This window comes from Chryseobacterium indologenes (assembly GCF_002025665.1).
Lineage (GTDB): Bacteria > Bacteroidota > Bacteroidia > Flavobacteriales > Weeksellaceae > Chryseobacterium > Chryseobacterium metallicongregator.
In genome coordinates, this window is the sequence record NZ_CP018786.1 from 594,808 (window position 1) to 609,160 (window position 14,353).

Annotated in this window: 7 protein-coding genes, 2 tRNA genes and 3 rRNA genes; 9 read left to right on the top strand and 3 right to left on the bottom strand. The window is 39.1% G+C overall.

The window, feature by feature from the left end; all coding sequences use genetic code 11:
- Positions 1 to 864: 864 nt before the first annotated feature.
- From BUE84_RS02670 to BUE84_RS02695, 6 genes are all read left to right on the top strand, one after another.
- Positions 865 to 2,381, top strand: a 16S ribosomal RNA gene (locus BUE84_RS02670).
- A gap of 192 nt (positions 2,382 to 2,573) precedes the next feature.
- Positions 2,574 to 2,647: transfer RNA gene (locus BUE84_RS02675), tRNA-Ile, on the top strand.
- 82 nt (positions 2,648 to 2,729) lie between these two features.
- Positions 2,730 to 2,803 (top strand) — tRNA-Ala (locus tag BUE84_RS02680).
- A gap of 153 nt (positions 2,804 to 2,956) precedes the next feature.
- A 23S ribosomal RNA gene (locus BUE84_RS02685) occupies positions 2,957 to 5,713 on the top strand.
- A gap of 126 nt (positions 5,714 to 5,839) precedes the next feature.
- A 5S ribosomal RNA gene (gene rrf, locus BUE84_RS02690) occupies positions 5,840 to 5,947 on the top strand.
- The 16S, 23S and 5S rRNA genes sit together here with 2 tRNA genes alongside, the layout of an rRNA operon.
- Before the next feature lie 594 nt (positions 5,948 to 6,541).
- Positions 6,542 to 6,739 carry a hypothetical protein gene (locus BUE84_RS02695; protein ID WP_079240389.1) on the top strand — a complete coding sequence of 66 codons (198 nt, stop codon included), beginning with the start codon at positions 6,542 to 6,544 and terminating at the stop codon, positions 6,737 to 6,739.
- A gap of 82 nt (positions 6,740 to 6,821) precedes the next feature.
- On the opposite strand, the gene BUE84_RS02700 is transcribed toward BUE84_RS02695, so the two are convergent.
- Together BUE84_RS02700 and BUE84_RS02705 are read right to left on the bottom strand one after the other, a co-directional pair.
- On the bottom strand, positions 6,822 to 8,450 hold the full coding sequence (locus BUE84_RS02700; RefSeq protein ID WP_079240390.1) for an acyl-CoA carboxylase subunit beta: 1,629 nt from the start codon (positions 8,448 to 8,450) through the stop codon (positions 6,822 to 6,824).
- 283 nt (positions 8,451 to 8,733) lie between these two features.
- A complete protein-coding gene (locus BUE84_RS02705) occupies positions 8,734 to 9,255 on the bottom strand; it encodes a GNAT family N-acetyltransferase (protein WP_079240391.1) in 522 nt (173 codons plus the stop codon).
- Between the two features lie 171 nt (positions 9,256 to 9,426).
- Here BUE84_RS02705 and BUE84_RS02710 point away from each other — a divergent pair, with 171 nt between their 5' ends.
- From BUE84_RS02710 to BUE84_RS02720, 3 genes are read left to right on the top strand one after another with little or no spacing between them, the layout of a single operon-like run.
- Positions 9,427 to 10,305: a DMT family transporter gene (locus BUE84_RS02710; RefSeq protein ID WP_079240392.1), complete on the top strand. Its 879-nt coding sequence runs from the start codon at positions 9,427 to 9,429 to the stop codon at positions 10,303 to 10,305.
- A gap of 13 nt (positions 10,306 to 10,318) precedes the next feature.
- Entirely contained in the window at positions 10,319 to 11,401 is a 1,083-nt protein-coding gene (locus BUE84_RS02715; RefSeq protein WP_079240393.1) for a PorV/PorQ family protein, read from the top strand.
- 10 nt (positions 11,402 to 11,411) lie between these two features.
- A complete protein-coding gene (locus tag BUE84_RS02720) occupies positions 11,412 to 12,155 on the top strand; it encodes a hypothetical protein (RefSeq protein ID WP_079240394.1) in 744 nt (247 codons plus the stop codon).
- Between the two features lie 385 nt (positions 12,156 to 12,540).
- On the opposite strand, the gene uvrC is transcribed toward BUE84_RS02720, so the two are convergent.
- A complete protein-coding gene (gene uvrC / locus BUE84_RS02725; protein WP_079240395.1) occupies positions 12,541 to 14,334 on the bottom strand; it encodes an excinuclease ABC subunit UvrC in 1,794 nt (597 codons plus the stop codon).
- Between the last annotated feature and the right edge of the window lie 19 nt (positions 14,335 to 14,353).

Sequence of the window (14,353 nt, forward strand, 5' to 3'; positions counted from 1 at the left end):
AAAAGCAAACATCTTATCTGTGTAAATCTGTGAGATCTGTGGGCAATCATCATCCCATACATAAAAAATCAACAATCTCCCTATGATCTTCCATCAACAGGAGAGGTCTGTAATCCTGAGCTTCGTCGAAGGAAGCCTAGTCTCATGAAAATTTTCCGCTCCTCAGGCTTCAGCCCAACCCACATCTACCCTTCATTATTATATATACCTTATTTTGATCATTCCTCCTCCAGAAACCAGCATCTCATATCCTGCATTTCGTCCCGAATCATACCCTCTTACCCTCTCCAACGCTCCAACTCTCCAACCCTCCGACACTCTCACCTGATCCTCCAAACAAATGTTTAAAATTTTTCACCCTGCTATCCAGTTGTTTAGGTCTAAATATTAATAAAAGGTAAAATTTATGTTAAATAAAGTTGCGGGGTATGGTATAAGTTTCTATCTTTGCCCCACTGAAAAACGAAATACATTCAGTAGCGCAGAAGCGCCTTTAGAAAGGCAGAAACATAAACTACTTCATAAGATAAGGACGAAAAAAAAACTTTAATTTTTTTTATAAAAAAAGTTGTCAGTTAAAAAATAGTTATTATCTTTGCAGTCCCAATTAGAGGGAGCGCAGGAGTAGATGGATTGAGGGTTTTGGAAGGATTAAGGTTACTTAAAAAACTTTAAAATTTTCTTCAAAAACATTTGGTCAATTAAAAATAAAGTTTTACTTTTGCACTCGCAAATACGGAGCAACACTGACAGAAAGATTGCTGCGTTAAAAAGCGAAAGATATAAAGATCATTGACATACAATATAACAACCAAGTAAGGAAAAACTAAAGCGTTAAAAACTTTGAGTGAGTCAGACAAACATACAATGGAGAGTTTGATCCTGGCTCAGGATGAACGCTAGCGGGAGGCCTAACACATGCAAGCCGAGCGGTAGAGATTCTTCGGAATCTTGAGAGCGGCGTACGGGTGCGGAACACGTGTGCAACCTGCCTTTATCAGGGGGATAGCCTTTCGAAAGGAAGATTAATACCCCATAATATATTGAATGGCATCATTTAATATTGAAAACTCCGGTGGATAGAGATGGGCACGCGCAAGATTAGATAGTTGGTGAGGTAACGGCTCACCAAGTCTACGATCTTTAGGGGGCCTGAGAGGGTGATCCCCCACACTGGTACTGAGACACGGACCAGACTCCTACGGGAGGCAGCAGTGAGGAATATTGGACAATGGGTGAGAGCCTGATCCAGCCATCCCGCGTGAAGGACGACGGCCCTATGGGTTGTAAACTTCTTTTGTATAGGGATAAACCTAGATACGTGTATCTAGCTGAAGGTACTATACGAATAAGCACCGGCTAACTCCGTGCCAGCAGCCGCGGTAATACGGAGGGTGCAAGCGTTATCCGGATTTATTGGGTTTAAAGGGTCCGTAGGCGGATTTGTAAGTCAGTGGTGAAATCTCACAGCTTAACTGTGAAACTGCCATTGATACTGCAAGTCTTGAGTGTTGTTGAAGTAGCTGGAATAAGTAGTGTAGCGGTGAAATGCATAGATATTACTTAGAACACCAATTGCGAAGGCAGGTTACTAAGCAACAACTGACGCTGATGGACGAAAGCGTGGGGAGCGAACAGGATTAGATACCCTGGTAGTCCACGCCGTAAACGATGCTAACTCGTTTTTGGAGCGCAAGCTTCAGAGACTAAGCGAAAGTGATAAGTTAGCCACCTGGGGAGTACGAACGCAAGTTTGAAACTCAAAGGAATTGACGGGGGCCCGCACAAGCGGTGGATTATGTGGTTTAATTCGATGATACGCGAGGAACCTTACCAAGGCTTAAATGGGAAATGACAGGTTTAGAAATAGACTTTTCTTCGGACATTTTTCAAGGTGCTGCATGGTTGTCGTCAGCTCGTGCCGTGAGGTGTTAGGTTAAGTCCTGCAACGAGCGCAACCCCTGTCACTAGTTGCCATCATTAAGTTGGGGACTCTAGTGAGACTGCCTACGCAAGTAGAGAGGAAGGTGGGGATGACGTCAAATCATCACGGCCCTTACGCCTTGGGCCACACACGTAATACAATGGCCGGTACAGAGGGCAGCTACACTGCGAAGTGATGCAAATCTCGAAAGCCGGTCTCAGTTCGGATTGGAGTCTGCAACTCGACTCTATGAAGCTGGAATCGCTAGTAATCGCGCATCAGCCATGGCGCGGTGAATACGTTCCCGGGCCTTGTACACACCGCCCGTCAAGCCATGGAAGTCTGGGGTACCTGAAGTCGGTGACCGTAACAGGAGCTGCCTAGGGTAAAACAGGTAACTAGGGCTAAGTCGTAACAAGGTAGCCGTACCGGAAGGTGCGGCTGGAACATCTCATTTTAGAGCGTCTTAAGACGTTAAACAAAATCAGTATCGTAAGATACATTATACTTACTTAAAGTATAGCTTTAGTTTTTTGTTTGGTTGATATATAAAAATACAAAACCCACTAGAAATTAGTATAGGGAAGAGATTGAGAAATGAAGAAGAGGAAAAGTATTACTTATTACTCATCACCCATTACTCATAAAAAGTCTCGTAGCTCAGCTGGTTAGAGCGCTACACTGATAATGTAGAGGTCGGCAGTTCGAGCCTGCCCGAGACTACTAATTAAAGCGGATAGCAAATAGCTTATAGCTAGAGGCATTAAGCCAAAAGCAACAAGCCAAAAGCTAGCAGCAACTAGAGGGGGAATTAGCTCAGCTGGCTAGAGCGCCTGCCTTGCACGCAGGAGGTCAAGGGTTCGACTCCCTTATTCTCCACAGTTTTGGACGACTGATTTAAAAGTTACGAATGGAGCCAAAAACAACATTTGTTCATCAGTTTGAAAGAAAGAAATTAAGATCATTGACATTAACGGTAAAGACATCACAAAGAGAAAACCGAGCGCATAAAGCGCTTGAGTAACCAATAGGAAAGAAATCGTTAAGGGCGTATGGCGGATGCCTAGGCTTTCAGAGGCGACGAAGGACGTGGTAAGCTGCGAAAAGCTGCGGGGATTGGCACACACGAATTGATCCGCAGATATCCGAATGGGGCAACCCGGCATGTTGAAGACATGTCACCTCGTAAGAGGAGCAAACCCGGAGAACTGAAACATCTAAGTACCCGGAGGAAAAGAAATCGAAGAGATTCCGTAAGTAGTGGCGAGCGAAAGCGGATTAGCCCAAAAGTCTTTTTATGTTTAATAGAATGTTCTGGAAAGAACAGCCGTAGAGGGTGATAGCCCCGTATATGAAAGGCATATTAAGATGATAAATGAGTAGGGCGGGACACGTGAAATCCTGTCTGAATATGGGGGGACCATCCTCCAAGGCTAAATACTCCTGAAAGACCGATAGTGAACAAGTACTGTGAAGGAAAGGTGAAAAGCACTTCGAATAGAAGGGTGAAATAGAACCTGAAACCGTACGCCTACAAGCGGTCGGAGCAGCATACAGCTGTGACGGCGTGCCTTTTGCATAATGAGCCTACGAGTTAATTTTACTAGCGAGGTTAAGGTATTAAGTACCGGAGCCGGAGCGAAAGCGAGTCTGAATAGGGCGCATAGTTAGTAGGATTAGACGCGAAACCTTGTGATCTACCCATGGGCAGGTTGAAGCTCTGGTAACACAGAGTGGAGGACCGAACCGGTTGACGTTGAAAAGTCTTCGGATGACCTGTGGGTAGGGGTGAAAGGCCAATCAAACTGGGAGATAGCTCGTACTCTCCGAAATGCATTTAGGTGCAGCGTCGTATATAAGTTTATTAGAGGTAGAGCTACTGATTGGATGCGGGGGTTTCATCGCCTACCAATTCCTGACAAACTCCGAATGCTAATAAATGTTCTACGGCAGTGAGGGCATGGGTGCTAAGGTCCATGTCCGAGAGGGAAAGAACCCAGACCAACAGCTAAGGTCCCAAAATATATGTTAAGTTGAAACAACGCGGTTGGACTGCATTGACAGCTAGGATGTTGGCTTGGAAGCAGCCATTCATTTAAAGAGTGCGTAACAGCTCACTAGTCGAGCGGTCCGGCATGGATAATAATCGGGCATAAACATATTACCGAAGCTATGGATTTGTATTTTAGATACATCTGGTAGGAGAGCATTCTATTTGCGCCGAAGCAGTACTGTGAGGTATTGTGGAGCGGATAGAAAAGAAAATGTAGGCATAAGTAACGATAAAGCAGGCGAGAAACCTGCTCACCGAAAGACCAAGGCTTCCTCAGCCATGCTAATCAGCTGAGGGTTAGTCGGGACCTAACGCGAACCCGAAAGGGGTAGTGGATGGACAATGGGTTAATATTCCCATACTTGCTCACGAATAAAGGGGACGGTTGGATGTAGCTGCTGGAGACTGACGGAATAGTCAAGGCCTAGCCTTCGGGCGAAGCTGCTGTAGTGTAATCTGATCCAAGAAAAGCCGAAGTGAAGCAACCCGTACCAAAACCGACACAGGTGGTCGAGGAGAGAATCCTAAGGTGCTCGAGTGAGTCGTGGCTAAGGAACTAGGCAAAATAGTCTCGTAACTTCGGAAGAAGAGACGCCAACAGCAATGTTGGCCGCAGTGAAGAGGCCCAGGCGACTGTTTATCAAAAACACAGGACTCTGCTAAATCGAAAGATGCTGTATAGGGTCTGACACCTGCCCGGTGCTGGAAGGTTAAGGAAGGTGCTTAGAGTTAAATCGAAGGCATTAACTGAAGCCCCAGTAAACGGCGGCCGTAACTATAACGGTCCTAAGGTAGCGAAATTCCTTGTCGGGTAAGTTCCGACCTGCACGAATGGTGTAACGATCTGGGCACTGTCTCAGCCACGAGCTCGGTGAAATTGTAGTATCGGTGAAGATGCCGATTACCCGCAATGGGACGAAAAGACCCTGTGAACCTTTACTATAACTTCGTATTGACTTTGAGTAAGTAATGTGTAGGATAGGTGGGAGGCTTTGAAGCAGGCACGCTAGTGTTTGTGGAGCCAACGTTGAAATACCACCCTTTACTTACTTGGAGCCTAACTTCTTTTAGAAGGACATTGCGTGGTGGGTAGTTTGACTGGGGTGGTCGCCTCCAAAAGAGTAACGGAGGCTTTCAAAGGTACCCTCAGCACGCTTGGTAACCGTGCGTAGAGTGTAATGGCATAAGGGTGCTTGACTGTGAGACCTACAAGTCGATCAGGTGCGAAAGCAGGACATAGTGATCCGGTGGTTCCGTATGGAAGGGCCATCGCTCATAGGATAAAAGGTACTCCGGGGATAACAGGCTAGTCTCCCCCAAGAGCTCACATCGACGGGGAGGTTCGGCACCTCGATGTCGGCTCGTCACATCCTGGGGCTGGAGAAGGTCCCAAGGGTTGGGCTGTTCGCCCATTAAAGTGGCACGCGAGCTGGGTTCAGAACGTCGTGAGACAGTTCGGTCTCTATCTATTGCGGGCGTTAGATGTTTGAGAGGGCTTGATTCTAGTACGAGAGGACCGAATTGAACAAACCTCTGGTGTATCAGTTGTACCGCCAGGTGCACCGCTGAGTAGCTACGTTTGGAAGAGATAAGCACTGAAAGCATATAAGTGCGAAACTCGCCTCAAGATGAGACATCTTTTAAGGGTCGTTGTAGATGACGACGTTGATAGGCTATAGGTGTAAAGACAGTAATGTCATAGCCAAGTAGTACTAATTACCCGTAGATTTATAGTCTATGGTTACTAATAAACCAAGTGCTTTATGCGCAGTGAAGGTTTTGTCTTTGTGAAAGTTTTTATCGCTTAAAAACGCAATAAGCTTCAGGCTTCAGTCCTAATGCTTAAAGCTATATACAACCTTTAGGGTGGTTTTAGCGGTGGGGCTCACCTGTTCCCATTCCGAACACAGAAGTTAAGCCCACCAGCGCCGATGGTACTGCTAACGCGGGAGAGTAGGCCGCCGCCAGTTTTTATTTTATTTTTAAAAAACCTTTATCTTTACGATAAAGGTTTTTTTGTTGTATACCTACACCAACAGACACATAAGTAATCAGCAATGAGTAATAGATAATAAGTCACCATGACTAATCTCCGTTGTCTTTATGCCTCCAGCTTCCTGCCCTCTTTTTTCCATGCTTGATCTAACAATTGGTCTTTACCTTCAATACTATTCTTTATTCCAGCCAAATCCTGTCACTCCGTAGGAGTCTAAACAAAGTTCTTCGGTAGAATTAAAATAACAGAAATATAATTTTTTCTTAATTAAGATGCTTCGACTCAGCTCTGTATGACATTGCTAATACTAACTCCTGAAAAAACTTAGACATTATCCTGCCATCTTACTTCCTTTAAACCTCTCATACATCAACCTTGATTCTTAGGGAATGACACATCTGAAATAATGGCTTCTCCATTCAATCTATAGTACCTAACGGAAAAGAATAAATTACATAAGGTCAATATCATGCATTAAATTTCACCATATGTGGAAAAATTGATATTTTAGTGAAGCGTTATCCGAAAAGCTTAAATAGAGTAGGAAACAACTAAAACTAAAATAACTATGAAAAATCTAGTGAAGATTTCAAGAGAGAGTTTAAAATCATTAAAAGGAAGTGGAGGACCTACATGTCCTGATGATCCTGCATTTGGAATGTGCTATCCTCCAGGCTGGCCAAATGGAATTTGCATGACTAAGTATCAATGCTGCATCAGACTTGGAAATCCTGTCGAATTTTGTAAAGAAGAATATCTGTCTTAAATTATAATTAAGACTTTTAAATAATAAGAACGCGGCTATCCCAAACTGAGATAGCCGCGTTTATTTTCTTATTTAGGAATCATCATACCTGTATTACACCTAAGTTGAATTTCTCAGTGATAGGAGCATTATTAGCAGCTTCAATTCCCATAGAAATCCATTTTCTGGTATCTGCAGGATTAATGATGGCATCTGTCCATAATCTTGCAGCTGCATAAGTAGATTCAGTTTGTTTCTGATATTTTTTAGAAATCGTATCCAGAATTTCATTGTGCTCTTCTTCCGAAATTTCTTTTCCTTGTTTCTTCAATGTTGATTCCTGAATCTGAGCTAATACTTTTGCAGCTTGTGCACCTCCCATTACTGCTAAGTCAGCCCATGGCCATGCCACAATTAATCTCGGATCATAAGCTTTTCCACACATTGCATAATTACCTGCTCCATAAGAGTTACCCGTAATAATCGTGAACTTAGGTACAACAGAATTGGAAACTGCATTTACCATTTTAGCTCCATCTTTGATAATTCCTCCATGTTCTGATTTGGAGCCTACCATAAATCCGGTAACATCCTGTAAGAAGATTAAAGGTATCTTTCTTTGGTTACAGTTGGCAATGAATCGGGTAGCTTTGTCTGCAGAATCAGAGTAGATTACTCCTCCAAACTGCATTTCTCCTTTTCCACTTTTAACGAGCTTTCTCTGATTGGCTACAATTCCTACAGACCAGCCATCAACTCTTGCCGTTGCACAGATAATACTTTTACCGTAGTCTGGCTTATATTCTTCATATTCGGAATTATCCACAATACACTTGATAATTTCGTAAGTATCATATTGTTCAGCTCTTGAAACCGGCATAATTCCGAATATATTTTCCGGGTTTTCTTTTGGTGGAAAACCTTCTATTCTGTCAAAGCCTGCTTTTTCAGTACTTCCAATAGATTTCATGATGTTTTTGATTCTGTTCAAAGCATCTTTATCATCTTTAGCTTTATAATCTGTTACACCTGAAATAGAGCAGTGAGTGGTAGCTCCGCCTAATGTTTCGTTATCGATACTTTCTCCGATAGCTGCTTTTACAAGATAGCTTCCGGCAAGGAAAATAGAACCTGTTTTATCCACAATCATAGCCTCGTCGCTCATAATGGGAAGATAAGCTCCTCCAGCTACACAACTCCCCATAACGGCAGAGATCTGGATGATACCCATAGAACTCATTTTAGCATTATTTCTGAAAATTCGTCCAAAATGTTCTTTATCAGGAAAGATCTCATCCTGCATAGGAAGGTAAACACCTGCAGAGTCTACCAGATAAATAATAGGAAGTTTGTTTTCCATGGCAATTTCCTGTGCTCTCAGGTTTTTCTTTCCTGTGATAGGGAACCATGCACCAGCTTTTACTGAGGCATCATTAGCAACTACAATACATTGTCTTCCGGAAACGTAGCCAATAACTACTACTACACCTCCGCTAGGACATCCTCCATGTTCCTGATACATTTCATATCCTGCAAATGCACCCACTTCTATGGAATCTGAATTTTTATCGAGAAGATAATCTATTCTTTCTCTTGCTGTCATTTTTCCTTCATCACGAAGCTTTTGAAGCCTCTTCTCACCACCTCCTTTTTTGATCTCAGTGAGTAAGCGATTTATTTCAGATAATTTTAATCTGTTCTGATCTTCTCGTTTATTGAATTCGATGTCCATAAAATTTTCAATTTTTTACGCTTAAAGATACTATTTTTATGAGGAATACGAATTGGAAGTAAAACAGATGTTTAATTATTTGGTTTTTAGTAATTTGTGAAATTTTTAACTAAAAAATATTTTCAAATAATTTATATTTTTTCTAACTTTACATAAGAGTAATGGAGGGTGATAACCTCTGAAAATTACTCTGTTCCTAGTTTATTTTTTTAATAGTTTATTATTTGAAGGCCCTGAAAGTTTAACACATTTTCAGGGTTTTTTTATGATCAAACTGTAAACACTAGTAATATTTTCTATATTCTACAATATTGAGTTCAGTGGTATCATTTTTATATTTTTTGTATTTTTTTGCAGTAATGAAGCCTAGTTTCTCCGGAATTTTTTTGCTGGCTATATTTTCTTCATCCACAGGATACAAAATATACTCAAAGGTAAAATTCTTTTCCAGGAATTCTATGAGGGTCGTTATGATTTCAGTTCCTAATCCTTTTCCTTGAGAGTTCTTTTTTAACCATAATCCAAGCTCAACAGATTCCTCTGTTATATTATGAATGCCGCAACAGCCCACAAAATCTTTATCGGAATCCAGAGCCACCATTACCAGATCTGTATTTTGTGACAAAGTTCTTTTTGATTCGTCAACAAAGTTGATTATATCCTGTCTATTCCCTTGCGGGTTAAAAGGCATATATCTGGTGACATCATTTGTGAAATGCTCTAGAATATCATCTATATGTAAGTCTTCAACAGGACTTAAAGTCAGATGTTTTGTTTTGATTTCAATGCCCGGGCTTAATATCATAATTAGTTGGTTGATCTTTTTATTAAATTAATAGAAAGTGTTCTGAATTAAGAGTAAAGTTATTAAAAACTTTATTTATTATCTTTTTATTACTGTAAATTTATCTTTTTTTATAAGATTTATAAAAGCGTATTTGTAAATTTGCACGTTAAAATAAAAAGGGGATAGGTTATGCATAAATTGGCACTTTTCAGGTTGCATTTAATAGTTTTTTTATGGGGGTTCACTGCAATTTTGGGAAAATTGATTCAGGCCAATGCTCAGATTCTTGTATTTTACAGAATGTTGTTTGCCTCTATTTTTCTTTACGTATTCATCAGGATTTTTAAAAAGGAGAGCATAAAGGTTTCCAAAAAAATATTTTTTCAACTGGCAGCAATAGGTTTTGCGATGGCACTCCATTGGTACTGCTTTTTTTACTCTATTAAAGTTTCCAATGTTTCTATTGCGCTAAGCTGCCTTTCTTTATCTACTCTTTTTGCCTCAATTTTGGAGCCTATTATTTTCAAAAGGAAAATTGATGCATCTGAAGTAATCATGGGAACTGTTATTGTGGCCTGTATACTATTGATCTTTAAGACAGAATTTCATTTTAAAGAAGGTATTATTTATGGAATTCTGTGTGCCATATTCGGGACTGTTTTTTCTGTTTTTAATGGTAAGATGTTTGGGAAAACAAGTTCGGGTAACATTATTTTTTATGAAATCTTCTGTGGTTGGTTCATTTTAATGTTATTTTATTTGCTTTCAGGGCAAATTTTTCAAATGAATGAAATAAACTACAGAGATCTGGCGTTAATATGCTTGTTAGCCAGTGTTTTTACTGCTTTTCCAATGCTGGAATCGGTGAATTTAATGAAATATATATCACCTTTTACTTTAATTTTAACAGTTAATTTAGAACCAGTCTACGGAATTATACTAGCTTTTTTTATCTTTGGGGAATCAGAACATATGAGTCCTATATTTTATATTGCGTCAGGTGTTATGATACTGGCAATCATTGCAAATGGATTAATAAAAGCCAGAAAAACTAAAAACTTAAACTAAGCATCAAATTTATATGATGAAAAAATATTTTTTACTTGCATTTTTACTGCTGTTTGGGCTTTCTCAATCTCAGATTATCAGGAAATATTCCAATGAATTCTTAAACATCGGAGCCGGAGCAAGAGGACTTGCCATGGGAGGAGCAGTAATTACCAATCAGGATGACGTATATTCTCCTATGTGGAACCCTGCAGGTTTAATGTCAATCGAAAGAGATTGGCAAGGAGCTGCAATGCATGCGGAATACTTTGAATCCATTGCAAAATATGACTATCTGGCCTATGCAAAAGTACTTGAAGAAGGTGTTTTTGGAGTTTCGGTAGTAAGGCTTGGAGTAGATAATATTTTGAATACTACCCAAATGATCGATTCTGAAGGGAATATCGATTATGATAAAATTACCAAGTTTTCCCAATCCGATTATGCTGCTATTCTTTCATATGCTTTCAGACCGGGAGGAAATCCAAAATTGGATGTTGGGGTGAATGCTAAAATTGTTTACAGAAATGTAGGTAAATTTGCGAATGGCTATGGTTTTGGTTTCGATGTGGGGGCAATTTATAAGGCAGATAACGGATGGAAATTCGGAGGTATGGTGAGAGATATTACGACTACTGTAAACTTCTGGACGATTAATCAGAAAGAACTTTCTACTGTTGTAAACGGGGAAGAATTTAACCCTGCTCCTAAAGATAAACTGGAACTTACAATGCCTAAGCTGAATGTAGGTGCCAGCAAATTATTCGAAATCAATAGCAGTGTGTATGTGTTACCGGAAGCAGGTATTAATGTTGATTTTGCTAAAACTGCATCATTAATTTCAACAGATTTTGCAAGTATCAGTCCCTATGCAGGAGCTGAATTGGGATATCAGAAAATGATTTTTGTAAGATTGGGGATCAATAGATTCCAGTCTATTACAGATATAGAAGACCTTAAAAGAAAAGTTTCTTTCCAGCCGAGTGCAGGTCTTGGAATCAGATATAGAGGACTTACACTGGATTATGCAATTACGAATTCAGGAATTGGTGGATCTAATTTCTATTCCAACTTCTTCTCATTAAAACTGGATATGGGAGCATTTAGAAACGATTAAAATTATAAAAATGAAAAAGTTATCAATATTGGTGATGGCTGTTTGTTCAACAATAGCTTTTGCACAAAAGGTTTCGGATTATAAATATGTTGCAGTTCCCGAAAAATTTCAGACTTTCAGCGGAGATTACGGATTGAAAAACTCTTTTCTTAAAGCTCTGACAGAAAGAAAGTATATAATTCTTCCTATTATTAAAGATAACTGGCCATCTGAAGCCAAAACCAATTATTGTAATGTGGTTACAGCAGATGTTCTAAATGATAAAAGTATATTTAAAAATAAACTGATATTGCAATTTAAAGATTGTAATAACAATTTGATACTGGAATCTAAAGGGAGTTCAAATATTAAAGAATTTGAAGAAGGACTTGGTGAAGCATTGAAGCAGGCTTTGATAAAAGTACCGGCCTCCAATCCCGTTGCGTTATTACCTGCATCTAATAATAGTGTTCAACATACATCTCCTGATCCTGTAGTATCTGTAGCCTCTACAACAACTCCGGAGGCGAGTAATTACTCGAACGGAAAACTGGATCTTCAGAAAATACAGATTGATCCTAACCAGTTTATTTTGGCAAAGTCTGGTAGCTCAGTACCATTTGCCGTTTTCAAAGCAACTTCAAAAAATTCTGTTTTCCTTGTAAAAATGGCTGATGGAAATACAACTATCGGATATTTTGAAAATGGGAATATTGTAATAGATGTTCCACAGACAGATGGAAAATATGTCAAAGAAGTTTTTGCAGCAAAATAATTAATAAAAATTAATAAGTATAAAAGGCTCTTGAAAAAGAGCCTTTTATAATATATATGTTGATGTGTTTTTCTTTTTTTATAGATATGGAAGTTAATCTAACCATTCATAATGCAAATAAGATGGTGGAAGTATTTATAAAATGAGTAAAATTTTCGTAGTATTATTGTTATTAGTTGACAACTCTAATTTATGAAAAAAATACATATAATAATATTTTTTAATAAAATATTTATTTATTCGTGTATTTTGTTGTTGTGTTTGTTTTGTATTAAAAGGATTTTTGGTTTTTGTCCCATTTTGATAAAATGGTAAATTCTAATGAAATTTATCAATAAACAACCTTTTATTGGTAAGAACTTAACTATTGCGCTATGTCAGATTATTAACTAGCATTAAAAAATTCCCAAATTACCTTAGCCTTACTCTTACCTAGAATTTCTTCCAGGGTTTCCAGATTAGCTTCTTTGATGCGTTTTACAGACTTCAGTTTAGACAGGAGTAATTCAATAGTTTTTTCTCCTACGCCAGGAATTTCTTCCAGCTCAGATTTTATAGTAGAATTTTTCCTTCTCGTTCTGTGATGTTTTACCCCAAATCGGTGGGCCTCATCACGTACACGCTGAAGGATTTTCAATGTTTCAGATTTTTTATCCAGATATAAAGGAATAGGATCCTCCGGGAAGAATATTTCTTCCAGCCTCTTGGCGATCCCTACAATCGTAATTTTTCCATAAAGACCTAATAACCTCAGGCTTTTTACAGCAGAAGAAAGTTGTCCTTTCCCACCATCAATCAGAATTAGCTGAGGAAGACTTTCTCCTTCGTCAAGCATTCTTTTGTAACGGCGGTAGATTACTTCTTCCATGGTTGCAAAATCATTTGGCCCTTCTACCGTTTTAGGATGGAAAATTCTGTAATCTACTTTACTTGGTTTTCCATCTTTAAAAACAACACATGCAGACACAGGATTGGTTCCTTGAATATTTGAGTTATCAAAACCTTCAATATGCCTTGGCTCTACCGGCATTCTCAGAAGTTTTTGCATTTCAGCCATGATTCTGTTGGTATGCCTTTCAGGATCTACAATCTGAACCTGCTTCAGCTTTTCCAGACGGTATTCTTTAGCATTCTTTTCAGAAAGCTCCACAATTCTTTTTTTGTCTCCTACTTTAGGAACAATCAGCTTTACATTGGGAATTTCTACAGACAAATGGAAGGGTAAGAGAACTTCTTTAGAATCTGAAGAAAATTTCTGCCGGATTTCTATTAATGCTTCTTCCATAATATCCTCATCCGTTTCTTCAAGAATCTTTTTGATTTCTGTGGTAAAACTCTGGATAATATTTCCGTTTCTTATCTTAAAGAAATTGACATATGCTGCGGTTTCATCACTTGTCATTCCGAAAACATCCACATCATCAATATTCGGATTAACAACCGTGTTTTTAGCCTGATAATCTTCAAGAATATCCAGTCTTTCCTTAATGATCTGAGCCTCTTCAAACTTCAGGTTGGAAGCAAGTTTCATCATCTGATTCACCAGATAATCTTTTGCTTTCCGGAAATCCCCTTTGATAATTCCACGGATAGCATCTATTTTTTCGTCATAATCTTCCTTACTTTCAAGATCTTCACATGGCCCTTCACAGTTTTTGATGTGGTATTCCAGGCAGACCTTATATTTTCCATCCGCAATTTTGGATGGAGAAAGATTCAGGTTACAGGTTCTAAGCTTATAAATATGTTTTATAGTATCCAGCAATATCTTTGCAGGACGTACTTTTGCATAAGGTCCATAATATTCTGATCCATCTTTTATGACATTTCTTGTCAGAAAAATTCTTGGAAAATCTTCATTTTTGATGCAGATCCATGGATAAGTTTTATCATCCTTCAGCATGACATTATAAAACGGCTGATGCTCTTTAATCAGGTTATTTTCCAATAATAGGGCATCATATTCACTGTTTACAATCGTCGTTTCCAGCCGTTGGATTTTGCTGACCATTATTTTGATCCTGTATCCGGAAAGGTTTTTGTTGAAATAAGAGAGAACCCTCTTTTTAAGATTTTTAGCTTTCCCAACATACAAAAGCTGTTCATTTTTATCGTAATAACGATAAACACCGGGTTCGGATGGTAAGGTTTTGAGCTGTAGTTCTAAAGAAGGATTCATATAACAAAATTAAGGAAAC